Here is a 26,085-nt window from a genome sequence, read left to right on the forward strand (position 1 = left end):
TTTTTATAGCTAACATCCAAATGATATTCGCATAGTGCAGGAGTTACTTGGACATCGATAAAGCTGCATTTATGAATATAACTGTACAGACGGGCTACGACTCTCCTAACTCTTTCTTCGTATATGCCATACAAGCACCATCAACAAAAGCTGTTGAGATGGATTGCATTGTTCCTAATTGGGACATTTCTGCAATTGTTGTTTTACATCCCGACACCTGTCTTATCGCAAAATACTAGTAGCTGTAGCAATATTGCTGCCCCACTTACCCCAGAAGAACAAACTTATGCTCGTGCGGCTTGGCAGTATTTTGTGAAAAATTATCAGTCAGCAACGGGATTTACCAATTCTACTGGGGGTTATCCTTCAGGTACGCTTTGGGATATGGGGAACTATTTGATGGCGTTGAATGCAGCGCGATGGTTGAATCTTACCGATCAAGCAGATTTTGATGCGCGTCTTAATAAGTTTTTGACGACCCTCAGCAGCCTGAAGCTGTTTGAAGATGCTTTACCTAATAAAGTCTACAATGCAGCCACCGCACAGATGGTTGATTATGGTAACAATCCCATCGATCGCGGTATTGGCTGGTCTGCGTTGGATGTAGGGCGAATATTAGCGGCGTTTGATGTGATTCGCACTTGTCACCCGCAATATAATGATTGGCTTAAGGGAATTGTAGCTAAGTGGCAGGTAGGGCGATCGCTCAAAGACGGTCAACTTTATGGTGCTACCGTTCTCCCAGATAAAAAAACATTACTGGTACAAGAAGGACGACTCGGTTACGAAGAATACGGCGCTAGAGGTTATCAACTTTGGGGTTTTTCTGCACCAAAAGCGATCGCCTTGGAACCATATAAGATGGTGGAAATTAACGGCGTGCAAATTCCCGTTGATACCCGCGATTTCCAAAGCACTAACGCAAATAATTACGTTGTCAGTGAATCTTATATTCTTGATGGTATTGAATTTGGCTTGCAAGGTGAGTTAGCCGATTTTGCTGCTAGGGTCTTAGATGTGCAAAAGCGGCGTTACGATGCTACAGGTCAGTTAACTGCGGTGACAGAAGATAATATTGACCAAGCACCTTATTTTCTCTACAACACTGTTTATGCTAACGGTGCAAGCTGGGCGACAATTACAGACGAAAACAAACCTTACCCGCAATTTCGCAGTCTTAGTACAAAAGCGGCTTTTGGTTGGCGTTATCTGTTTCCAGATAATGCTTATGCGCAAAAACTTTTTGATGCAGTTAAGGATCTGCGCAGTCCTAATAATGATGGTTATTATGCTGGCATTTATGAGGAATCGAAGCAACCAAATAAAGCGTTAACTGGTAATACTAACGGGTTAATTTTAGAAATTCTCTACTACAAAGCTAGAGGAAATAAGCCTTTAATTGCTTCTGCTGCTATTAGTACACCAACTAAACCACCTAGCAATAATACTTCTGCTGCCACACCTACAACTCCACCCAATTCTAGCGCTCCGGCTCCAACACCTGCGGATACTTCTAAAGTTACTGAGGTGGCTGTCGCACCTATTCCACCAGTGGGTAATCCAGAATCATCTTCTAATTTAAAACTCACTCGACCGCTAACAGTAGTTGAACGCCGTTATGCAGAAGCAGCATGGAGATATTTTCAAGCAAATTATCATTCCAAGAGTGGGCTGATAGACGATCGCAGTGACTTCAAAGGTGCTACTCTTTGGGGATTAGGAGATTATTTAGCAGCATTACACGCAGCGCGATCGCTTGATATTATTTCCGCAAAAGAATTTGACCAGCGCACTCGCCATCTGTTAGCAGCTTTAGGTAAACTACCGTTATTTGCAGGGGAATTACCTAATCGAGGATATGATACGCGATCGCTCCAAGCAATAGATTACGCTGGCAATCCAGTTCCTCAAGGTAACGGCTGGTCTGCTTTAGATTTAGGTAGGATGCTAGCTGCACTGTACAACTTAAAAAGCTATCATCCAGAGTATGCCACAGCAGTAGACCAAATTGTCTTAGATTGGTCATACCTGCGGGTAGTGCGAGATGGGATTTTATCCAGTGCTACTGTCACCAAAGATAAAGAAGGGCGTACCCTTACCCGCGTCAACCAGGAAACTCGCTTGGGTTATGAAGAATATGCCGCCCGTGCTTTTCAATTATGGGGCTTTGATGTTGAGGGTTCGGCTGTGGGCGGTGAATATCAAACAGCGTTAGTAGAAGGGGTAAAAGTTCCTATCCAGCGTCAGCGAACTGATACAAATTCCCAAGTTAATCAATATACAGTCAGCAATCCTTTCTTAGTTTACGCTTTGGAATTTGGCTTAGATCCAAAAATGCGATCGCTGTTTGAGCCGATTTTCCAAGCGCAAGCCGAACGTTACCGTCGTACCGGAACCCTAACAGCCTCAGCTACTACCCTGATAGACCGCAAGCCTTACACAGTCCACAGCGCAGTCACTGCAAAAGGTGAACCTTGGATTGCTGTAGGAGATGACGGACAAGCTGTACCCAAAGCACGCATGGTAAGTACAGCTGTAGCTTTTGCTTATCATGCCCTACTGCCAGAAAATCAATATAGTCAGAAGTTATTTCAAGCAACGACTGATTTATATAACCCACTGACGGGTTTTTATGAAGGCTTTTATGAAACTACTGGCAAAACAGCAGTTGGTTTCACAGGCAGCACCAACAGCACGATCTTGCAATCGTTGCTGTATACACTCATAAATCGCCAACCCTTAATTCGTCCGGCTGCGATGAAATCTCCCTGGTGGGAGGCTGTAGCGCAAGGAAATTCTGGTCGTGGTTTACCTAGAATTCCCCAGTCAACAGCTGAGTTAGTTACTGACAGTAATGGCAGTTACTGGATTTCTGGTAGCGAAAATAGGAGAGTTGCAAAATAGTTGAGGCGGCGAAACTCTCCTGTTTCGCACTCATCCATATTAAAGACTAGCGCTTAGAGCCATTTGCTCTAAGTTGTTAGTTATGAATTTAACTAGGGAATACTTAAATTTGAGTCAACGTAGATGATAGCGATCGCGATGGCCGGAATAACCAGTGTGCTTCTGTCAACCGTTTTATGTGCAAACATAACTCAGGAATCCCCAGGTTCCCCGACTCACAAGATAGGGGAATGTTTTGATATAAAGATTGAACAACATCGGCAATTAATCGCTGCGCCCGATAATTTTAATCCTGAGCCAGAATCACCAACGCCATCATCTACACCAGCACGTGTAATTCCTGCTGTTACTCCAGCTATTCCGACAGCAAAACCAACTTTACCTGCGCCTGCAATCATTACCCCACCACGCTTTACAGAAAAAACCGATCGCATAGCTGCTCAGACAGCTTGGAAGTATTTTGAGCGCAATTGGAATAGCCAAACAGGTTTAGTTAATTCTGGAGATAATTATCATTGGACAACTTGGTGGGATCAAGGTAGTGCTTTATTAGGTATTCATGCAGCTAGGCAGTTAGGGTTATTACCAAAAGATGTGTTTGAGCAGCGAATGCAGGCATTACTCAACACCTTAGAGAAATTACCGCTACCGGAGACTGGTTTACCAAACAAAGCTTATAGCACCAATACTGCCGAAATGCGCCAACTTAATAACAAACCCGATCCCAAGGGTATTAGTGGTTGGTCAGCGTTGGATATGGGGAGATTTTTATTGGGTTTGCATATAATGCGATCGCATTATCCAGAATATAGCGATCGCATTAACCGCATTGTTTCTCGTTGGCATTTAACCAAACTGGTTAAGAATGGTTGGTTAAATGGTGCAATTACTGGAACTAACGGAAAAATTCATGAAGTTCAAGAAGGAAGATTAGGCTACGAACAATATGCGGCTCTTAGCTTAAAACTGTGGAACATTCAAGCTGCAAATGCTTTATATAATCCACCAGTTCACACAGTTCAAGTAGATGGTATTGCCCTAAAAGTCGATAGACGCAATCTGCAAAATTCCCATGCCACCAATTACTTAACAAATGACCCTTATTTACTATGGGGTTTAGAACTAGGTTGGACTAATGATATTAAACCTCAAGTGCAAAATCTTTTCCAAGTGCAAGCACAAAGATTTCAACGCACTGGAATTATAACGGCTGTAAATGAAGATTCATTAGATCGTCCTCCTTATTTTTTGTATTACAGCGTCTATTCCAACGATCGAGCTTGGCAAGCCGTGAATAGTAGAGGAGAAGCCTATCCGCAATTACGATTTGTCAGCACCAAAGCAGCATTTTCGTGGTTTGCTCTCATGCCAAATGAACCTTACACCAAAAAGCTACGAGACTTTGTGCAGAATCTTTCTGAACAAAGTCGCGGTTTCTTTTCCGGGAAGTATGAAAATCCTCAATTAGGTGTAAATACTTCCGTTGATTTAAATACGAATGCGATCGTTTTAGAGAGCTTGCTTTATCAAGCGCAAGGTCAACAACCAATAGCATTAGGAGGTAATAAATCATTCACAAAATACTAGATTTCAGACTCTTTAACGAAGTCAAGGATATAAACTTCTACCCAACTTTTTACCTCAAAACCTATAAATATAATGACTACTATATCGATTGATAATTCCAACAATTTTTCGGGCAACAGTCGCTCAATTTTAAAAAAAAGAACTTTATTATTTCGCTACCTAGCAGAAATAAATTTAATTTTTGGGATCTGGTATTTACAATGGCGAATTACTCATTCAATAAACTTTGATGCACTGTGGCTTTCGATTCCCTTGCTGTTAGCAGAAATCTATAGCTATTTTGGTGGTGTAATGTTTGTTATCGGGTTGTGGCGGCCTTTAGTTAGGCAGATTAAGCCACTCGATCTGATGACTCCACCTTTGCCAAAATCCGACTGGCCGAGTGTAGATGTATTTATCACTTGTTACAACGAACCGCCAGAAATAGTAGAACAAACTGCGCAGGCAGCTCTAGCAATAGATTACCCTGCCAACAAATTGCGAGTTTATGTGCTAGATGATGGTAATTCTGCGGCTATGAGAGCCATGACAGAAAAGTTATGTATTGCAGATTTGCAAACACCACTACTACAACAAGAAGTGAATCGAATTGATACAGAACGCTCTTTGTTAGTAGCACGCCTGCAACAATTAGAAAATCTCAAACCTAATGTTCAAGCAGCTGAACAGTGGTTGCAAGAATCATCATTAGCACAAGTTCACAGTTCAGAAGAAAAGACTATCGGATCGGTTTTCCAAAGTCTGCGAGAATTAATTCTTTGGCTACCCCCCACTCATCAAAGTATTGCTGAACGCCTCAAAACTGAAAGGCAAGCTTTAGAAGCAGCTATTCATCAAAAAGAATTAGAATTAGTTGAACTGACTCGATTTCGTTACATTGCTCGTCCTAAACCTGCTGGCGTACCGCACCACGCTAAAGCCGGTAATCTCAATTATGCGATTTTCTCTGGAGAAACTTCTGGAGAATTTATTTTAACTTTAGATGCAGATCACATACCCAAACCTCAATTTCTCAAACGAGTTTTGCCATATTTTTATAGCTACAATCTGTTTACAGGTAAATATGAGCAAAATCGTATTGCTTTTGTCCAGACACCCCAGGATTTTTATAACATTCCTGCGGGCGACCCTTTTGGACATCGAGCAAGTTTATTTTACGGGCCGCTGCAACAAGGCAAAGATGGCATGAATGCCGCTTTTTATACAGGAACAAATGCCATTCTGCGCCGGGAAGCATTAATTAATGTTGGACTGCAATATTTTGCTGATGAGTTTAGCAAAGATGAAAAACGATTAGATGAATTTCAGTTAGTCGGTGGTGTATCTAGCAACAGTATTACAGAAGATATGAATACAGCCATGCGTTTGCATGGTGCTGGTTGGAAATCTATTTATCACAACGAACTTTTGGCAGAAGGTTTAGCACCGGACGATCTTAGTTCAACTTTAAAACAGCGATTACGCTGGGCGCAAGGAACTATCCAAGTTCTATTGAGAGAAAATCCCCTAACAAAATCAGGGCTAACATTCTGGCAACGTCTGCAATATTTTAAGACGATGTATAGTTATTTTTCTGGTTTTGCTACCCTAATTTTTATTGCTTGTCCAATTATTTATTTCTTCACAGAAATTGTTCCTGTTAAAAGCTATGGCTCTGATTTTGCTCTACACTTCTTCCCAGCATTTATTATCAATCGCTTGACCTTTTTAGCAGCTACTTGGGGTATTCCTGCTAGTGAAGTTTGGCGCTCTGAGCAATACGCGATCGCCTTATTTCCTTTGTTAATTCAAGCTGTTTGGAGTGTATTTACAGGACAAAAACTGAATTTTCAAGTTACACCTAAGCAAAGGCAATCGGGTATTTATCTCCGACTAGTTTGGCCGCAACTGGTTATATTTACCTTGACGATATTAGGAATACTTTGGAGCGTTTACCTCTTTGCCACTGGTCATCTTAATAATCCTTGGGTTCACTTACTAAATAGTGCCTGGGCTGTTTATAACTTGTTGCTTTTGTGGGCTATTATTCGTGCATCTGTTTGGCAGCCTGCAAAGGAGTCATAAAATACATCAGCTCCCCGACTTCTTTAAGAAGTCGGGGAGCTAATCTAATAGCACATTATTTCCGAATTAATATAACTTGCGGTTTTATTTTCCAAATGCCAAAATATAAAGTATAAATTTTGACGAGTTAAGAAGGTAAATAATGTATGCCTGCAAACATGAAAACAATTGAATTGTCTGGAATATTAGATGGAATTAAAGGTAATGAGTTGCGTCGCGAAGTTAACGATATCCTAGCTGATGGTACTGAGATTTTATTAATAGATATGAAAGGAGTTAGCTTTGTTAACAGTTCAGGCTTGGGTTCTTTAGTATCGGCAATGCAAGCGGTACGCAATGCTAATGCTAAACTTTTTGTCTGTTCTATTAATGACCAAGTTAGGATGTTATTTGAACTGACTAAAATGGATAGAATTTTTCAAGCATTTGTAGACCAAGAGGACTTCAATCGTCAGTTTTTAGCTGCGAAAGAGTAGGTAATTTAATTAAAGAATATTTTTAGCAACGAAAAATCATCTTCCAGATTTTGTTGGTAATTTAATGCGATAATTTGTTCTAAAACTTGTTTTAGATGACAGTTATTAACATTGCTATATTTGATTAGTAAATCAATGAAAGCATTAATTCCCCAAATCTTACCGTCTGGCTGATTGATTTCATAAACTCCATCACTAAAGATGTAGAGACTGCTATCTTTTTCAACATCAAATACAGCATCTTCAAATTCAACATCAGGCAAAAAGCCTATTGGCAAATTTAGAGAACTGAGTTTTGTAACTTGAAAGCTGCTTGCAGATGTACTGGATAAAAGTAAAGCTGGAGGATGTCCGGCGTTGGCGTAAATAAGTTGACGTTTACAACGGTGATAAACTCCATACCAAATGGTGAAGTATTTATCACCGTGATTTCTCATTTGAAAAGCGTGATTAAGTGCTTTGAGAACTTCGCTAGGTTGGTAAAAGTTAGTGTTAGTGAGGGATTGCGATCGCAAAATATTCAATACAGATACAGATAGCAAAGCAGAACCTACCCCATGTCCCGATACATCTAACAAATAAATTGCTAAATGCTCGTCATCCAGCCAGTAATAGTCGAAGCAATCACCGCCTAGCTGGGCTGAGGGAACAAATAACGCTTCTGTCGTTACTGTACCTTGAAGTGGTGAAGGTAAAAGCGATCGCACATAATCAGCCGCCTCAGCCAATTCTGCTTCTAAAATTTGCTTTTGGGTTTGCAAATTTTGATTGAGTATTTCTAAAGCTTGTTTTTTACTTTGTAAATCTTGATTTAGTTGATATAACCTCAGCCCTGCTCTTACCCGTGCTTTTAATTCACTCATCTGTATGGGTTTAGAAACAAACTCATCTGCTCCCGCATCCAATCCTCTGACTCTATCTTCCTCCTCCCCTGGAGCCGCACCTTTAGCAGTTAGCAAAATAAAAAAAGTAGTGGTTAACTCTGGATCTGCTTTAATTTGACGACATACTTCTAATCCATCTAACTGTGACATAACCCAATCACAGATAATTAAAGCCGGACGTAGCAATCGTGCTTGTGTAATTCCTTCCTCTCCACTACTGACAACAGTAGTCTCATAACCCTGTTTTTGTAGTGTTCTATTTAGTGCTGCTCTGACAATTGGGTCATCATCAATAACTAAAATTCTCACCATATCTCAGAAAGTATAAATACACAGATAATTAAATAATTGCTTTCTTTCAAATTACATATAATTTCATAGTAAATGTATAGTGAAAATACTTAAATTAAATAAATTATTTTCGATTATGATTAAACAAATGTGTGAGTATTAATTACAGTGGCTAATAGATTTTTCCTACAAACTAATACAGATATTACAGTTTTATCTCAAGTTCTATCTTGGTTTGAACAAATTAATCAACCACCTTTAATTAACAAAGAAATCTGGTGGCAATGTCAAACATTGATAATAGAAGGCTTTACTAATATTGTTGAACACGCTCACAAAAATTTATCAGTACAAACTCCTATCAATATAGAGGTTTTTCGTTCTCATGAATCTATAGAAATACGGATATTTTCTCAAGGTAAACCTTTTAATTTAGAACAAAAATTACAAGAAGTATCTGAATTTGAGGAGAACGATCGAGAACGCGGACGTGGTTTAAAAATTATGTCAAAACTAGCTGATAATTTAAGTTACGAACAGATAGCAGAAAATCGCTACTGTTTATTTATGAGTAAATTTTACTAATTTGAGTTGCAATCTATAAAATAGGTATAAATAGATATTTTACAAATATCTATCGGTTAAAAATATTTTTAATTCAGAATTAATAGGCATTGCCCACCCTACAAATACTTAAAAAATCAACAAAAATAAAAAACGTTTTCCCTTCCTATATAAGAATGACAGTACCATTACCTGATAACGAAGCACAAAGAATTGAGGCGCTTTTAGAGTACAAAGTTCTCGATACTCCATCTGAAGCAGCATTTGACGATCTCACGCGTTTAGCATCATATATTTGTGGAACTCCCATTGCTTTAGTCAGTTTAGTTGATAAAAATCGTCAGTGGTTTAAATCAAAAGTTGGGCTAGATGCGCTAGAAACACCTAGAGATATAGCATTTTGCGCCCATGCAATTCTCCAATCTAATGTTTTTACTGTACCCGATGCTACAACCGACGAAAGATTTGCGACAAATCCGTTAGTTACTTCTGACCCTAATATTCGCTTTTATGCTGGTGTACCTTTAACCAACCCTGAAGGCTATGCGTTAGGAACGCTTTGCGTGATTGACTACGTACCTAGAAACCTGACTCCGGAACAAGTTGAAGCTTTAAAAATTCTCGGTCGCCAAGTCATTAAACAAATGGAAATGCGACGTAATTTAGCAAATTTGGTACTCGTAACTAATCGACGCAAACAGGTAGAAAAGTTACGTAAGCATTTTTTTAAAAGAGTTGCGGGTGGCTTTGGGTTAGCATCAGTAATTTTAGTGTTGATTGGCTTAGTTTCTTATCGCAGCACAACAGTTTTAATTAATAGCAATAACCAAGTTAAAACAACTCAAGAAACAATCAATAGTTTAGAAGCATTGCTATCCCATATAAAGGATGTTGAAACTGGGCAACGCGGTTACATCCTGACAGGACAAGAGCGTTATCTTAAACCTTATCAGGCTACACTTGCAGAAGTGGAGCAAGAAATTCAAAATCTGAGAAATTTAACAGCCGATAAATATCAACAACAACAAATTGAAGTACTCAAACCACTATTAGCCGCTAAACTTAACGAACTCAAGCAAACTATCGAGTTGCGTCAGCAAAAAGGATTTGATGCAGCATTGCAAGTAATCCTCACAGATCGGGGAAAGAACCTGATGGATGATATCCGTAAGGTTATCTATGATATGGAACAAAAGGAAAGGGAGTTACTGCAACAGCGATCGCAAATTGTCAAAGCTAGCGCCAATAATACAATCTCGATTATTGCGATCGCTATCTGCTCAAGTTTCTTCACTCTGGGCGTAATTTACTATTTAATTTATTGTGAGTTCACCCAACGAAAAACTGTAGAAGACACTCTGCACGAAGAGCGTAATTTTATCTCAGCAGTGCTAGATACGGTCAGCGCTTTAGTCATAGTTCTCAACCCACAAGGAAAAATTGTTCGCTTTAATCAAGCTTGCGAGCAAATAACTGGTTACTCTTTTGATGAAGTTAGGGATAGATATTTTTGGAATTTGTTTTTAGTCCTGGAAGAAGTAGAGCCAGTCAAAGCAATCTTTGAGCAGTTAAGAGCAGGACATATTTCACCAACATCTCACAACTATGAAAGTTCTTGGCGAACTAAAGATGGTAGCCTGCGATTAATTTCCTGGTCAAATACCATTCTTCAAGACTACGAAGGCTCTGTAGAATACATCATTGGTACAGGCATAGACATCACCGATAGCAAACAAGCAGAAGCAGCACTGCGTGAAAGCAAGCGTTTTGCTGAGAGTGTCACAGAAAACTCCACCAGCATGATCTATGTATTAGATTTGGATACTATGACGGGCATCTATACTAACAAAAATCTAGGGGAATTTGTAGGTTATAGCCCAGAAGATGCTGCGAAAATAGGTGCAAACTTGTTACCAACAATTATTCATCCTGACGATCTACAAATTAGGATGCTTTATTACCAGCAGTTCCCGAATATGCCAGACGGGGAAATAGTAGAATTCGAGCAACGGATCAAGCATATCAGTGGTGAGTGGCGTTGGCTTTGGCATCGGGAAACGGTTTTTAAACGCCGCGCGGATGGTACGCCACATCAAGTCATGGGAAGCGCCCAGGACATTACAGAACGCAAACGCGCCCAAAAGCATCTCATAGCACAATATGCTATTACTCGCGTTTTAGCAGAGTCTAATTCAATCTCCGAAGCCACTTCCCAAATACTGCAAGCTATCTGTGAAAGCTTGGGATGGGATGTGAGCGAAATTTGGATGGTAAACCAACAAGCAAATGTACTTGATTTTCTTGATTTGTGGCATAGCGATTCTTTGGATATGCACGAGTTTAAAAAACTGAGTCAAGAAATCACGTTTGCACCAGGAATCGGATTACCCGGCCGTGTTTGGGCTAGTGGCGAACCTGTTTGGCTAATTGATGTCGTTAGCGATATGAACTTTTTGCGAAACCAGATTGCTCAACAAGCAGGATTGCATGGTGCTTTTGGTTTTCCTATTCGGAGCGAACACAAAATCCTAGGTGCGATCGCCTGCTTTAGCCATCAGATTCAGCAATACGATGCAGATTTGGTAAAAATCATGAATTCGATTGGCGAACAAGTAGGGCAGTTTATTCAGCGCCAGCAAGCCAAGGAGGAATTGCAACGCCAAAACTTGCGATCGCAATTATTTACAGAAATCACCCTCAAGATTCGCCAATCTTTGCAAATTGAAGAAATTCTGCAAATTAGTGTCACAGAAGTTCAAAAGATTCTCCAAACTGACCGAGTTTTAATTTATCAGCTGTCTCCAGATGGGTGTGGAAGTATTTTAATTGAGGCAGTAGTTGCTGGCCAGCCAGCAATTAAAGCACAAAATATTGCTGACTCCTACTTGCAAACAGAATATCAACAACAATACTATCTACAACAATACCGACAAAAGCAAATTGACGCGATCGCTAATTTGGATGCGATCGGTCTTCAACAAAGTCATCTAGAATTACTGCAAAAGCTTGGGGTTAAAGCCAATTTAGTCATACCCATACTCGTCAAAGAAGAACTTTGTGGTTTGTTAATCGTTCATCAGTGCGCCTCTTTTCGCCACTGGTCAAGCTTTGAAACTCATCTTTTACGTCAAATCGCAGACCAAGTAGGCATTGCCATAGCCCAAGCCCAATTATTAGAAATAGAAACTCAACAGCGACAAGAATTGGAAATTGCTCGTCATCAAGCAGAGTTAGCTTCTCAAGCCAAAAGTGCTTTTTTAGCCAATATGAGTCATGAAATTCGTACTCCTATGAATGCCGTATTGGGGATGACTGGCTTGATGTTGGAAACTTCCCTCAATCAGGAACAGCGAGACTTCATAGAGACAATTCGTATTAGCGGCGATGCCCTTTTAAGCCTGATTAACGAGATTTTGGATCTCTCCAAACTTGAAGCTGGGGAAATGGCTTTAGAAACTCTGAATTTCGATCTATCAACCTGTGTGGAAGAGGTACTAGATTTATTAGCTCCCCAAGCTCATCAGAAGGGATTAGAAATTGCTGCGTTAATTTATCGTAACGTTCCGACTCACCTGCAAGGAGATGCTACTCGTCTACGACAAGTTCTGATGAACCTGATTAATAATGCGATCAAGTTCACTAGTACTGGAGAGGTCGTAGTCCGAGCAGAATTGCAATGGGAAACTAGCATTACAGCTAATATCCGCTTTACCATCACAGATACCGGTCTTGGCATTACCACAGAAGACCAACGCAAACTTTTTGCTCCCTTTACTCAAGTAGATGCTTCCACGACTCGCAAGTATGGTGGTACAGGTTTGGGATTAGCGATATGCAAGCAACTTGTCACCTTAATGGCAGGAGAAATTGGCGTAGAAAGTCAGTTAGGCGAAGGCTCAAAGTTTTGGTTTGAGATTCCTTTTGCCAAACAACAAGAACCTATTACCAGGATAGATGAGTGTGGAATATTGAGCGATCGCCGTTTGTTGGTGGTTGATGACAATGCCACTAATCGCAAAATTATTTACCATCAAGCTACTCGTTGGGGAATGCAGGTAGATAAAGCAGATAGTGCCGATAATGCCCTGAGCGCTATGATAGCAGCTTGTCAGCAAAACAAGCCTTATGATGTTGTCTTAGTTGATATGCAGATGCCTCAAACAGATGGTCTGCAATTGGGAGAACAAATTAAAGCCAATTTTGCTATTGCTCAAACACCTTTAATTATGCTTACTTCTACTAATCAACGAGATGAAGTAGATCGAGCGCTCAAGATAGGATTTGCTGCTTATTTAGTTAAACCCCTGAAAGCATCGCGACTTCTCGATACTATTATGAATGTTTTAGCAACTAAAGATGAACTGGTACAAGAGAATTTGAAAGTTATTAAGCCTGAAGGTGGAATGAAAAATTTAGGACAAAAATCCGAGAGTTTTGCTAATAGCTCTTCTAAGTTAAGAATCTTACTAGCTGAGGATAATTTAGTAAATCAAAAAGTAGCCTTGAAGCAACTTCAAAGTCTTGGCTACCATGCCGATGTAGCTGCCAATGGGCAAGAAGTTCTGCAATTATTAGAAATAGTTCCTTACGATTTAATTTTGATGGATTGTCAAATGCCAGTCCTCGATGGTTTAGAAACCACAAAAGAAATTCATCGTCGGCAAGAGAGTTTCTTTGCTAAACACCGTCGTCCTATAGTAATTGCAATGACTGCTAATGCCATGAAAGAAGACAGACAAATGTGTTTAGATGCAGGCATGGACGACTATTTAAGTAAGCCTGTTATCAAAGAAAATTTGGCAGCAATGTTAGAAAATTGGAGCAAAGTTATACTAGCAACATCAGAGTTAATCATATCAGAAAATACAATTAATAATACAAAACCTGATTTAGTTGATTTATTAATTGATTGGGAACACTTACATCAGATTTCAGAAAATGATGGCGATTTTGAAATGCATTTATTGCAATTATTTGTTGAAGATGTTCAGTCTCGTTTAGAGTTTATAAAAGTGGCGATCGCTACTAGTGATTTTCAGCAAATGGCTAAAGAAGTCCATCAGATTAAAGGTGCTAGCGCTAATATCGGGGCGACAACTATGTCTCTAGCTGCTGACAAACTAGAACAATTAGCTCATCAGCAAGCGGATCGAGGTAGTAGTGAATTAATCGCAGAGATAGAAGCAGTTTTTAACCATATTCAAAGCTTTGTCATAGCCAGCCAGAAGCTGTAAGTTGTTATTGCTCTCACTGCGATCGCTCAATAGCAACTTGATATAGCAATTGAATGTTGTGTCCATCATTGGGATACTCAACCACAGCAAAATTGCAAGCTACTTGAAAGCGATCGCCTTCTGGGGTTGCGTATATTTGCTGGCGCAGGGTAGTTAAAATATCACCAAGACGGTCTTTTACTTCTGTTTTTGTTAACCCAGAAACCCCAACGATAAATTCTCCATTGCCCCAATAACCTAGCACCTCACCACTACAAAATGCCGATTGAAATAGACGACTCCATCGTTGCAATACCTGATTACCAGTTTCATGACCGTACTGGCTATTAATTTGGCGTAAATCACTCATACTCAATATCGCCAAACAAACTGAATGTTGATGTTTCTCGGCTTGAACAAGCAACTGCTGCAAATCGCGGCTAGATTGTAACTGATTTGCTAGTCCAGTTTGGGGGTCTTTGGTAGAAAGCGACTGAAGTAGGCGACTGCGTTCTAGGCGATGGGTAATGCGTGCCAAAAGTTCTGCCCCTACAACCGGTTTAACTACATAGTCATCTCCCCCAACAGCAAATACCTGTTGCACGGTTTCTATGTCCCGGTGTGCAGTGAGAAACACAATTGGTAATTCTTGCCATTGGGGATCGGTACGTACTGCTTGGCACAGTTCTATCCCACTAATTTCGGGCATCTCTACATCCAAAATCAACAAATCTGGTTTGGTAGATTGCAGTACCTCCCAGAAACGCAACGGTTCATCCAATCCGACAATCCGCATACCCCAAGGTTCTAACATTGGGCGTAATGCAGCTAAAACCACCGGATCGTCATCCACGACTAAAATATTTAGCCTTAGAGAATGGGTACGCTGTAATAGTTGAGATGAACTATTCCAAATCTGAGCAGCTGTAACAGGCTTGGCTAAAAAACCTCGTGCCCCATACTGAGCCAAAGTTACGCGTTCTACTAGTTCGTCAGCAGCAGCCAGTACCAGCACGGGTACAGGAGGAGTACGGGTGGCTAAATCTGATAAAAGTGCCAAACTTGCTTGCCGACATCCCACTTCACCAACATTTAGTACTACTAAATCTGGTGATGTAGTTTGCAGTAGGTTTTTTGCATCCTCTAACTTAGTAATTTGCTGCCAGTTTATTCCTAAATTTTGAACGAGTTGTTGTAATTGAGAACCGAGTTGAGGATTAGGGTCAATTAGTAACAATCGCGTAGTAATTTCTTCTGCGATCGCGTTATTAGTAGAATTGAGCTTTTGTCCCATCAAGTTGATTAAATTACCCAATTCTTGAATTTGCGATCGCAACTGACTTTTTTGGGCAGCAGACAACTCAGCATTTTTGCTGAGAGTCTGTTCAATTTCTCTCGCTATCTGAGTACCAGTGTCTTGCTCAAACATTCCCAAAACGCCAGCCAGCTTGTGCGCTTCTTTTTCTGCGGATTGGCGTAACTCCTGAGTTAAATTGCTAGAGAGTGCGGTGGCTGCTTGTTGCAATACTGTTATTCGTTGTTGCATCAGCCCTTCATATTGATGCCACAATCCTCTCATGGCATTGTTGAATTGCTGTTCAATTTGAGAGATTGGTAATTTTTCTGGCTCTCCCCTAGTTTCCTGTTTAGCTGACTTCTTGCTTTCCTGTTCCCCGGCTTCTTTTACAGATGGGTTTAATCGATATCCCAAACCATAAACGTTTTCAATCCAGTCTACTGCTCCAGCTGCTTTCAATTTTTGTCGCAAGCCTTTAATGTGCGATTTTACACTTTCTTCTTGAGGCGGATCGTCAAAAGTCCAGAGATGCTCGATAATATTTCCTCGGCTGAAAACTCTTGTAGGATTGCGGATAAATAGCTCTAACAGGCTGTATTCTTTTGGGGTTAAATCTAGCAATTTACTGTTAAATGTTACTTGGCAACTACCGGGATCGAGCCGCAATCCGCCAATTTCTAGTACCAAGGAAACTGGAGTATCCGCCCGACGTAAAAGTGCCCTTACCCTGGCTTGCAGTTCTCCTAAATCTAAAGGTTTAATTAGATAATCATCTGCACCAGCATCAAGTCCACGAATGCGATCGCTTGTTGCATCTTTTGCTGTCATTAACAAGATGGGAGTAGAATTGCCACCAGAACGTAAGCGTTGACATAAACTAATACCGTCCAGTTTGGGCAATCCCACATCAATTAATATCAAATCGTAGTTATAACTTTGAGTATATTCCCAACCAGCAGAGCCATCTTGTGCGATGTCAACCACATAGTGTTGTTGCGTTAGAGAATTCAATAAGATATTTACTAAAACCTCATCATCTTCGATCAGCAAGATTTTCATGTTCAATAACTTAAGTTACCGTCTTGTCTATCGATGCACCTACGATCTGTATCGTCCATCATAATATCTATTGGTTCTTTTGTACCATCGTGACATTGGCGATCGCTTGTGGTTTCTTAATATTTACTAATGCGCTTTGAAATAGTAATGCGCTTTGAATAGCGTACAAATCCAAAGATTGTATTAGGGAATATTGGAATTTACTCAAAAATATGATAACTAAGTAAAATCTTATACGCCAAATAGGAAATAGACCTTGAAGGAATACCAAGAAATGTTAAGGAAATCCATCCTTATTTGTGACGATCTTGTAGATAACTGTATTATCCTTCAAGTAATTTTAGAGATGGAAGGATATAAAGTTGAGTGTGCAACTTCTGGTAGAGAAGCCATCAATCAAATTCAATTGCACAAGCCAGATCTGTTACTGCTAGATGTCATGATGCCGGAATTAAATGGTTTTGAAGTAGTTAAAATTATCCGGCAAGATCAACATTTGCAATATTTACCTATTTTGCTGATCACAGCGTATAAACAAATGATTGTACCAAAGTTAACTCATATAAACGTTAATAGAGTTATCCACAAACCTGTTGATAGTGACGACCTGGTTGACATAGTTCATGAGGTTCTACAAACTTAAAACTACGAGTAACTGTAGATTAGCTCAACAGGTTTATAAATAAAGCTATCAACCTTTATACTCATGCTAACCGTTCTGCTACACTGCGATCGCCAGAAAATAGAGAAAGAAAATTATTATTATTTGTACGTTTGCGTCCCCGTTTCATCTCTTTTTTAATTTCATCAATGTAAGGGCAAAAATCTACTTGCATTGTGTGTCTTTTGGAATTGACATACTGTTTTTGCATCAGTCGCCGTTCTTTTTCTATATGCTGTAACATCGCTGCTTTGCTTGGTAAACTAACGTTTCCAGCAATTACTTCAGCAATCCACTTAGATTGCCACTCGGCTAAAGGCATAATTGCACCGATGGGTTGCAACAATCCAATAAAGTAAAGATTGGGATGTTCTGGATGTACAACTCGCTTGTACAAAGGAAATTCATTATCTTGGGGATTAATGAAATTTTTGTCAAAAAACGGAAAAGCAATTTTATAACCTGTACCGTAAATAATGATATCTATTGGCAGTTCTGTACCATCTTCAAAACGCACGCGATCGCCTGCAAGTTCTTTGATATTTGGTTTAATTTTTACCCTACCGTAGCCGACAAAATTTAATAATTCTGAGGAGATTGTGGGATGTTCGCTTAAGAATTTATGGGTGGGATTGGGGAAACCATAAGCTGATTGCGCCCCGCGCGCTAAATATAACAAAATTTGACCATATAATCGCCGCAACGGTAATGGCAATGCGAAAAATAAAGGTGTGAGATAACTATCAAGAGTTCTGCCTAAAATATACTTTGGTAAAACATAGGCACTGCGACGAGTAGAGAGATAAGTTTGATTTGCTACTCGTGAAGTTTCACAAGCGATATCACAGGCTGAATTGCCAACACCAACAACTAAAATATTCTTGCCATCCATCCCTTCTGGAGTTTTATAGTCGTGGGTGTGCATTGTTTTCCCAGTAAATTCTCCTGGGAACTTAGGCAAATTTGGACACCAGTGATGACCGTTGGCAACAATTACTGCGCCATAACGCTGAGTTCGTTCGCCGTTGCTGTTTTTGATAGTCACATCGTAAGTACCATCACCAACTGGCGCAACGCGAGAAACTTCTGTTTTGAAAGTGATTTTGTCTCGAAACCCAAAATGGTCAACATAAGACTCAAAATATTGCAGAACTTGGCTATGATTGGCATACTGCGGATAATCCTCTGGCATAGGAAAATCTGAGTAAGCCATCTGTCCTTTAGATGAATTGATATGCAAGGACTTATAAGCTGAAGACATCCCGTTATCATTCATGTAGCGCCAGTTACCACCAATCCCAGAACCTTTTTCAAAGCAATCAAAGGCGATGCCGCGCTCGTGTAAGATTTTAGCAGCAGCAATTCCGGATGAACCAGCACCGATAATACAAACGCGATCCAAAACCATATTAATAATTCCTCAAAATTTCTATTGTTAAACTTTTCTCTTTTGCGTTCTCTGCGTTCTCTGCGGTTCGTAAAAATACAACCTATAAAAGCGATTTAGTCTAAATATTTATTGCTCAGAAATGCATAGCTTCTTTTCTATTATCCAACTTGTCAAAAGATTTTGGTAAGCTAGCGATCGCTCTGCAAAAAATAAATGCCCCATACCCTGCAATACAATTAGTTCAGCGTCAGGAATTTGGCTAGCAAGAAATTTTGCGTGTGCAAGAGGGATAATTGGATCGCGATCGCCACTCAAAATCAAAGTAGGCGCTTGAATCTTGGGTAACAGAGAACTAATATCCATATTTGCGAACCACTCAAACAAGTCAACAATATTGTTGAGATTGTGTTTGATGACATCTGGATACACTGCGTCCACTGTTGTTTGTAGGGTAGGCGCATTCCAATAAGCTGCGCGATCGCCTGCGTTCATACTACACCCCAACTTGTAGCTAGTTTGATTGAGCATCAACGCTTTGCAGAGAATTTTACAAACTAACTTACCCATTGCACCATTGTGAGTTAACCTCTGCAACCATCCCAAAAAACCTTGCCATTGTGCTTGAGAAAAACCAGAAATACAGAAAACACCTTTGATTTGTTCGGGAAAATTAGCCGCGAGATTTAAAGCCGCAAACCCACCTGTTGAGTATCCCACTAAAGCCACTGGTTGCTTACCTACCAACTTATGAATTGCACTCATGAGGATATCGGCTAGCATATCTGCTGTTAATAACTCAGGTTGATAGAAGTCGGGATAATGACCGGGTAAACTCAGAGAATACCAAGGTAGATTATCTCTAATTATGGCTGGTAAGTTGGCTATCCAAAAATTAGCAGACAGCGTTATTCCATGTAGAAAAATAATTGGTATTCCTGGTTGATTTTGATTTGCACCTAGCGCTGTTAACCTATGTTCGCCAACTTCAATGTACTGTGACATAGGACGTAATATTATGACCGCCAAATTACTTATGATATGTCATTGCGAGCGCAACGAAGTGGAGTGAAGCAATCACAAGGACTCTGCGATTGCTTCACTTCGTTCGCAATGACAATTCTTTAACTGGATATGATGTAACTAATTCTTTTTCTGGCTTTATGTCACTTACACGCTGCCAAATTAAGCTACCAACAATCTCAATACCATTTACTAGTATAGGATGTGTACTTAGAGTCAATAAATCGTCATTTAATTGTAAAAATCGGACTTGATTTGCACCTACCCAGTTCGGGAAAAAACTCACTTCTACATGATGAACAACTCGATTATCTTGAATTTCATAAGTTCCACAATAGGAAACATAACTATCAGCCGCAGTCACTTTTTCTTCCACAGTACCCGCCGCAATATCTCCAGCTTGAAATAGAGGACGGTTCGCTTTCATCATTGCTACTGAAACATAGCCATTATCTGTATAAATAATGTAGCCACTGGGGTTGTCTCCTAAAGGATAAAAAACTTGCCCATTTGCAGTTCTAGTTTCACAGCTAAGAAGTTTCCAAGTACCTACCAGATTATTTGTCACTTTGTTGAATATCCTATTTGCTAATTCTGTTTGATGAGTGAAAGCCTGTTAACTTTTAATCAATGCGGCGAAAAGTTAACCGTAAAAGTAATAAATCTCCAGTTAAAAAGCCTAGAAGTGCCAGATACAGATAACGTTCGTAGCGCTCAAAAACAGTTTTGCCAACCAAATTGATGATTTCTGTACGTTTGCTTCTGAAGTTAGTTAACCATGCTTGGAGAGTGCGGACATAATCCATGCGATCGTTACGAACTGAAACTACTTCAAAAATACCTTCTGCGGCGGCGGTAATTTCTGTAAGTCGCGGAGAATCAGATTCGGGAAATATTTCTTGATTGGCAAACTGCGCGCCTAAACTTTTTTGTACTTCTTCTGGTTTTCTCTTCCCATAGGCGATAGTTTGAATGGATATCGAACCGCCTGGATTTAACCATTCATGACAGCGACTAAAGAAGGTACGATAAACATCAATTTTTTCCTGGCTAGATAATTCTGGTTTGACAAAATGTTCAAAAGCACCAATAGAAATAATTGCATCAAAAGGCTCTTTTGGTGAGTAGTTTAACCAGCTTTCGAGATTAACTTCAATTTGCGGATGCTTGTTAGCAGAAATCCAATTTTTTTGAGCTTCACTTAATGTTAGTCCTACAGCTTGCTCAACTCCATGCACATCTACTAAACGTTTGAGTACTGTTCCCCAACCACAACCGATATCTAAAACTCGCTTGGCATTTTTGGCTTTGGCTTGATTAATATGAAAATCAACTTTTCTAATTTGAGCTAATTCCAGCGCTTCTTCTGGTTCGCCTTCATCCCAGATAGCACAAGAATAAGTCATAGTACTATCTAACCAAAGTTGATAAAAATCATTTCCAACATCGTAATGGTGTTGTATTGCTTCATGCGAAGCGCCAGGAGTCAAAGTTTTTGCAGTAGTCATAACGTTTGTTGTTATTAATTAATATTTGTAGACAAAAATCTAAAGAGCAATTTCAAGTTTTGTTATACCTGATGCTAAACGTTGCGATAAAACTTCGACACTAGGCAAGTCATATAATAAAGTAGGTGATAAATCTTGTCCGGTTAAACTTTCTAAATGGGAAATCAAACTAACTGATGATAATGAATCTAAACCATATTCATTAAAACGAGCTTTAACATTAACTTGATGTGGCTCAACTTCTAAAAGTTCGGCAATGTAAGCAACTATAGATTCTTGAATTACTTCTGCACTCAGAGTATTTTGTTGCGATTCTAATGAATTATTGGCGATCGTGCTGGTGAGTTCCATCTTCAAAACCTTATTGAGTACGAGTTGAATTGCTTTGATACTTTACAGATTAGTGATAAATCGGGGAGAACTAGGGGAGAATAATAGCATCTGTAAATTTTAGATTTGGATTATAACTAATCTTCTTCAGGCTAAAAGCCAAAAGCTAAACAAACAAAGCCCACTTTTGTGGGCTAAATGTGAAGAATGATTGTTATAGCTCTGATTCCTGAATTCTGCTGTATATCATCAATCAAAAGCCTGAGAATTCCATAAACGCCGCCAAGCTTCTGTAATTGTTAACTGGTTATAGTCTTGTGGAAAGTGCTTTTTCAGCAAATCGCTAACTAATGGATAGTAAGAAGGATGCATTGCTGGAAATAGATGATGTTCGGTGTGATAAGAGAAATTGTTATGAATCAAATTAAAGAAGGGAGGTACTATTACAGATGTAGTACCTTGTACAGAATTATTTTGCGCTTTTACTGGATTGAGGAAATGATTTGTCGCTACATAAATAACTTCAATCATTGAAGCCATCAATATAGGTAATATACCAACAAATAAATACTTTAACCAGTTACATTGAACGGCTACAAAAATTATAGTCTGGATTAAAATGATAATGCTGGTTTCAATAATAATCGAGAATTTTTCTTTGAAAGTATATGGTACTTGATAAGGAACTATATAAAGCTTGCTTTTTGGTGAGATAAAAACAGCTATGAAATTACGCAAGATGTAAAAGACAAAGTGAATATAGGCGAAAGGATTAATGAATCTAATTAGTAATTTGTTTTTTTGGGGATAGAATATCCAAGTATAAATCGATTTAATGAGAGTTTTTTCTGAGGCTAACCATCGCCGATCGGGGTCTTTGAATGTTGCAGCATTAAGATGATGCGTTCGATGATGGATGTGTATCCACATCGTTAGAGGGATAAAATTTATTCCCCAAATTAAGACTTCTAGAAAATGTCTCTGCCAAGATTTTGTGATAACTGAGCCATGACTCAAATCGTGAGCAAAAAATACAAAACAAGGCAAGATATTTCCTACTATTAAACTTGCCAGCACAAACATCCAAATACTATCATATTAGCGTGTTAGTGTAATTGCTGAGATAAATATCGAAAAACTAATTAAAAAATACCACAGATAACTTGGCTTTTTTTGAAAAGCTTCTTTAGGTAAAAAAGGACGGATAGTTTGAATATAGTATTGATCTGTAAGTAATGATGGTTTTTGCTCTGTAATGTTCATAAGTTTTATATAGATTAACTCTTCAAGAACACGAATGATGCTGGAAATACGCTGATTTATCTACAGCGATCGCACGCTTTTCGATTGCATCATTTCCGGTGTAGGTTGATTGACATCCCAAGCTAAACCGAGACTTTGCAATGCCACAATTACCCAATAGCCAATATCAATCTGCCACCATTGCAAGCCAAACTTAGCTGAGTTTTGAAAAGCGTGATGGTTGTTGTGCCAAGATTCGCCAAAGGTAGGTAAAGCCAGCCACAGATTATTTGTACTTTTTTCTTTGGTATCAAAAGCACGAGTACCGAAAAGATGGCAAATAGAGTTAATGCACCAAGTCGTTTGCTGTCCTAAATACAGGCGAATGACTCCACCCCACAGAAAACCATACCAAGTACCAATCCAATTTCCAGTAAGAATAAAAGCTACAACCGCCGGGAAAACTAACCCCAAAATCACCCAAACAAAATACAGTTGGTTAAGCTTGCAAATTGTCTTGTCTCGCAGCAGTTCCGGTGCATAGTAAAGTGGGTTGGGGTAATCGTACTCAACTTTCCACCACAGATGAGCGTGCCAAAATCCGTAAAGCTGATTTCTCCAGCCTGTACCGTGTAAATGCGGGGAATGGGTATCTCCAACCTCATCACTATAGCGATGGTGGTGTCTGTGGTTGGCTACCCAAGAAAGCACAGGGCCTTCCGCACCTGTGGAACCGAGAATTACTAGCAAAATCCGAACAATTGGATGAGCTTGAAAAGCACGGTGGGTAAAGTAGCGGTGATAGCCAACGGTAATTCCTACAGAAGTGAGAAACCACATCCCCAGAAAAACAGCGATATCAACTACCCCGATTGGCTTGCCCCATAAACAGGCGATCGCTAAAATAAACCCAACAAAAGGTAGAACATCACACAATAAAAAATGCCGTTTTTGCAACAACTTAATGTAGCTGTTGCTCATGGTTCTCTTTTTTAATAAATCAGTAGCACGATTAATTGATGCGGATTCAACGCTAACAGTGGTTTCCATATTCCAAACTTTAATAACTGATGCGATTACGCAGATAAAAGATGGTTCACCCTTTGACTCTGCTCTAAATTTGGCAAAATCTCTAATTTTTGAGCTAAAAACTGTTCTCGGCAAGCATAGCGCTGGACTTTACCACTAGAAGTTTTCGGGAGAGTGGCTGTTTTAATCAACGCTACAGTATGAATCTGTAACTCATGCTGTTGTAAAACCGCTTGCCGAATTTTCCCCACGACTTCTGCAACGTTGAGGTGACGCAGGTATTGGCGCTCAACTTCTTGCACAATTACTAGCCGCACTAGATTTTCACGTTCAATGGTAAAAGCCGCACCACCGCCAACTCTCAGGGAAGGGTGAGCTTGAGCAACCGTTAATTCGATATCGTGGGGATAATAATTGCGTCCCCGAATAATGATTAAATCTTTGAGACGGCCTGTAACGAATAGTTCGCCTTGATGTAAAAAGCCTAAATCTCCCGTCCTTAAAAATGGCCCTTGTTGGCTATCTGCCAAGTATGCGTGGAAATAATCTTTTGTTGCTTCGGGATTATCCCAATATCCTTGCGCCACACTAGCACCAGACACCCAAATTTCCCCAACTTCATTGGGCGAACATGGAGTTAAGGTTTCTGGATTGACAATGACAACTTGTAGATTTGCTAAACTTTGCCCACAACTCACAAGATTTTGGCTATCAAGATGATTGTCGCTAGGAATCACTTGATGCTGTTTTAAAGCGTTTTCCTCTACCTTTTCTACAATTGGTAAAGCAGTTTTATCTCCCCCAGCAATAATTAAGGTGGTTTCAGCCATCCCATAGCAGGGATAAAATGCTTCGCGACGGAAGCCACAAGGCGCAAATAGAGTAGCAAACTGCTCCATTGTTTCCGCACGCACGGGTTCCGCACCATTAAAAGCAACTTCCCAACTGCTCAAATCGAGAGTGGCGCGTTGTTCTGGGGTAATTTTACGCACACATAAATCATAAGCAAAGTTAGGGCCGCCACTGGTAGTTGCTTGGTAACGCGAAATCGCTTGCAACCAGTAAAAAGGCTTTTGTAAGAAAATCATCGGCGGCATGAGGAAGACGGGAAAACCACCGTAAAGCGGTTGTAAGATACCGCCAATCAAGCCCATGTCATGATAGGCAGGTAGCCAAATTACACCCCGACTCTCTGGAGAATGCTGAAACGATTGATAAATTAAAGAGGAATTGTGCAGTAAATTAGCGTGGCTGATCGTCACACCTTTTGGTGTGGAGGTGGAGCCGGAAGTGTACTGTAGGAAGGCGAGGCTATCACTACTAACTTCGACTCGTCGCCAATCCTGCGCCCAGTTTTGATTTAGATTATCGGTAGCTTGCCATTGTAGCGATCGCAAATCGGCAAACTCTTGCAACTGTGGCTGAACCAGGGCTAAAACTGCTTGAGTTGTGAGTGCAATCTTAGCTTGAGCATTAGCTGCGATCGCTTGGAGTCGTGAAATAGATTGATTGGGACGGGGAGGATAAGCCGGAACCGCAACTGCGCCTGCATACAAACAGCCAAAAAAAGCGGCAGCAAAATCTAATCCCGGCGGATAAAGTAATAAAACTCGCTCTTGAAAGGCTTTTTGACTTTGCAAATATGCTGCGATCGCCTGCGCTTTTTGATGTAATTCCCTATATGTAAAACTGCTATCTGCGGTAATCCCATCTGCAAGGAAGGTATAAGCTGTTTGCTGCGGCTGATGGCTGGCTCGATACTCCAACAGATCTACCAAAGTAGTTACGCTCGCATCTATTGGTATATGTCTCATTTTACTCCTACCAATTCAGATTTAACAGTAATTTCCTCACCCCGCCACTTAATAGCAGCTTCCAGTTCTGAACCTAAGTAGGGACGAATATTTAATTCAGCGCGGATTTCTTCTAAAGGTTTTTCCCATAAAGTATTCCAAGGAACGCCAAACAAAGGTTGTGCTTGTTGTCCCATAATCCAGCCACGCACAAAAGCTTCCATGTGCTGACTGCACAAATCCATATCTTCAATCGCAGTTTTGAGAAAATTTTTCGCCAGTAACACCACCCAAAACCGCGCCGGATAAAACTGAGTTAAAGAAAATGTTTCTACTTGAATTTCTCCGGCTTTGTCTGTATTGCTACCTGTAACTACGTGCCAAATATCATGAGTTTCCATCACATAATTGAACAAATATCTATAGGTATCTGACGTATGTTCGCGCACTGGCGGCGGAGTTAAGCCATTTCTCAGCATATGATCGGCGTAGATATAGCCCAAGGTGTTGGTAGGTAATTGATGGAGTTGCTGTAAATCAATCTTACCCAGGGACTTTTTTTCAGTCAGGGCAATTCTTCCCCTTTCGGTGCGCGAGAGAAACTGCACAATTTGATTGAGACTTTTGGGATCGATTGCCGCATCAGACAAATTGCCACCAGCACCAAAAGAACCGTAAGGTAGTTGGACAATGCGCATGAAGCGATAGGCGAATATCAGCTTTTTTAGCTCTTTTTTGAGATTTTGTAGAATTTGCATTTGATCGATCTCCCA

General features: G+C 40.0%; 18 protein-coding genes. 7 read left to right on the forward strand and 11 right to left on the reverse strand.

Features of this window, described 5'->3' with window-relative positions:
* Positions 1-153 precede the first annotated feature (153 nt).
* The 4 genes from AACU33_RS08300 to AACU33_RS08315 all read left to right on the forward strand — a co-directional run bounded on the left by AACU33_RS08300 (position 154) and on the right by AACU33_RS08315 (position 7,031).
* Positions 154-2,904, forward strand: a complete 2,751-nt coding sequence (locus AACU33_RS08300) for a DUF3131 domain-containing protein (RefSeq protein WP_339375853.1) — start codon at positions 154-156, stop codon at positions 2,902-2,904.
* A gap of 156 nt (positions 2,905-3,060) precedes the next feature.
* Complete coding sequence (locus AACU33_RS08305; protein WP_339375854.1) at positions 3,061-4,491, forward strand: DUF3131 domain-containing protein; 1,431 nt, start codon at positions 3,061-3,063, stop codon at positions 4,489-4,491.
* 72 nt (positions 4,492-4,563) lie between these two features.
* Positions 4,564-6,555 carry a glycosyltransferase family 2 protein gene (locus tag AACU33_RS08310; RefSeq protein WP_096588063.1) on the forward strand — a complete coding sequence of 664 codons (1,992 nt, stop codon included), beginning with the start codon at positions 4,564-4,566 and terminating at the stop codon, positions 6,553-6,555.
* Between the two features lie 146 nt (positions 6,556-6,701).
* Positions 6,702-7,031 carry an STAS domain-containing protein gene (locus tag AACU33_RS08315; protein ID WP_096588064.1) on the forward strand — a complete coding sequence of 110 codons (330 nt, stop codon included), beginning with the start codon at positions 6,702-6,704 and terminating at the stop codon, positions 7,029-7,031.
* A gap of 5 nt (positions 7,032-7,036) precedes the next feature.
* Here AACU33_RS08315 and AACU33_RS08320 read toward each other — a convergent pair whose 3' ends face one another.
* Positions 7,037-8,227 carry a PP2C family protein-serine/threonine phosphatase gene (locus AACU33_RS08320; protein WP_096588065.1) on the reverse strand — a complete coding sequence of 397 codons (1,191 nt, stop codon included), beginning with the start codon at positions 8,225-8,227 and terminating at the stop codon, positions 7,037-7,039.
* Positions 8,228-8,374: 147 nt separating this feature from the next.
* Here AACU33_RS08320 and AACU33_RS08325 point away from each other — a divergent pair, with 147 nt between their 5' ends.
* Together AACU33_RS08325 and AACU33_RS08330 are read left to right on the forward strand one after the other, a co-directional pair.
* The gene (locus AACU33_RS08325) at positions 8,375-8,791 is read left to right on the forward strand and encodes an ATP-binding protein (protein WP_096588066.1); all 417 of its coding nucleotides are present in this window, start codon (positions 8,375-8,377) and stop codon (positions 8,789-8,791) included.
* Positions 8,792-8,946: 155 nt separating this feature from the next.
* Positions 8,947-14,004 carry a GAF domain-containing protein gene (locus AACU33_RS08330; RefSeq protein WP_096588067.1) on the forward strand — a complete coding sequence of 1,686 codons (5,058 nt, stop codon included), beginning with the start codon at positions 8,947-8,949 and terminating at the stop codon, positions 14,002-14,004.
* A gap of 13 nt (positions 14,005-14,017) precedes the next feature.
* Here AACU33_RS08330 and AACU33_RS08335 read toward each other — a convergent pair whose 3' ends face one another.
* Positions 14,018-16,339, reverse strand: coding sequence for a response regulator (locus tag AACU33_RS08335; protein ID WP_096588068.1), 2,322 nt, complete (start codon positions 16,337-16,339; stop codon positions 14,018-14,020).
* 274 nt (positions 16,340-16,613) lie between these two features.
* On the opposite strand from AACU33_RS08335, the gene AACU33_RS08340 reads away from it, so the two are divergent.
* Positions 16,614-16,982, forward strand: a complete 369-nt coding sequence (locus AACU33_RS08340) for a response regulator (protein ID WP_096588069.1) — start codon at positions 16,614-16,616, stop codon at positions 16,980-16,982.
* Between the two features lie 61 nt (positions 16,983-17,043).
* Here the strand turns inward: AACU33_RS08340 and AACU33_RS08345 are convergent, their stop codons facing one another.
* From AACU33_RS08345 to AACU33_RS08385, 9 genes are all read right to left on the reverse strand, one after another.
* Positions 17,044-18,408, reverse strand: coding sequence for an NAD(P)-binding domain-containing protein (locus tag AACU33_RS08345; RefSeq protein ID WP_096588070.1), 1,365 nt, complete (start codon positions 18,406-18,408; stop codon positions 17,044-17,046).
* A 108-nt stretch (positions 18,409-18,516) separates the two neighbouring features.
* The gene (locus AACU33_RS08350) at positions 18,517-19,392 is read right to left on the reverse strand and encodes an alpha/beta fold hydrolase (RefSeq protein ID WP_096588071.1); all 876 of its coding nucleotides are present in this window, start codon (positions 19,390-19,392) and stop codon (positions 18,517-18,519) included.
* A gap of 94 nt (positions 19,393-19,486) precedes the next feature.
* Positions 19,487-19,978, reverse strand: a complete 492-nt coding sequence (locus AACU33_RS08355) for a lipocalin-like domain-containing protein (protein ID WP_339375855.1) — start codon at positions 19,976-19,978, stop codon at positions 19,487-19,489.
* Positions 19,979-20,033: 55 nt separating this feature from the next.
* Positions 20,034-20,918 carry an SAM-dependent methyltransferase gene (locus AACU33_RS08360; RefSeq protein ID WP_096588073.1) on the reverse strand — a complete coding sequence of 295 codons (885 nt, stop codon included), beginning with the start codon at positions 20,916-20,918 and terminating at the stop codon, positions 20,034-20,036.
* Between the two features lie 39 nt (positions 20,919-20,957).
* Complete coding sequence (locus AACU33_RS08365) at positions 20,958-21,269, reverse strand: acyl carrier protein (RefSeq protein ID WP_096588074.1); 312 nt, start codon at positions 21,267-21,269, stop codon at positions 20,958-20,960.
* A gap of 228 nt (positions 21,270-21,497) precedes the next feature.
* Positions 21,498-22,331, reverse strand: coding sequence for a fatty acid desaturase family protein (locus AACU33_RS08370; RefSeq protein ID WP_096588075.1), 834 nt, complete (start codon positions 22,329-22,331; stop codon positions 21,498-21,500).
* 240 nt (positions 22,332-22,571) lie between these two features.
* The gene (locus tag AACU33_RS08375) at positions 22,572-23,471 is read right to left on the reverse strand and encodes an acyl-CoA desaturase (protein ID WP_339375856.1); all 900 of its coding nucleotides are present in this window, start codon (positions 23,469-23,471) and stop codon (positions 22,572-22,574) included.
* Positions 23,472-23,566: 95 nt separating this feature from the next.
* On the reverse strand, positions 23,567-25,333 hold the full coding sequence (locus AACU33_RS08380; RefSeq protein WP_096588077.1) for a fatty acyl-AMP ligase: 1,767 nt from the start codon (positions 25,331-25,333) through the stop codon (positions 23,567-23,569).
* A complete protein-coding gene (locus AACU33_RS08385; protein WP_096588078.1) occupies positions 25,330-26,070 on the reverse strand; it encodes a Coq4 family protein in 741 nt (246 codons plus the stop codon). Before AACU33_RS08385 ends, AACU33_RS08380 begins: the two co-directional genes overlap by 4 nt.
* Positions 26,071-26,085: the final 15 nt, after the last annotated feature.

It is taken from the genome of Calothrix sp. NIES-2098 (assembly GCF_963875125.1).
Lineage (GTDB): Bacteria > Cyanobacteriota > Cyanobacteriia > Cyanobacteriales > Nostocaceae > Aulosira.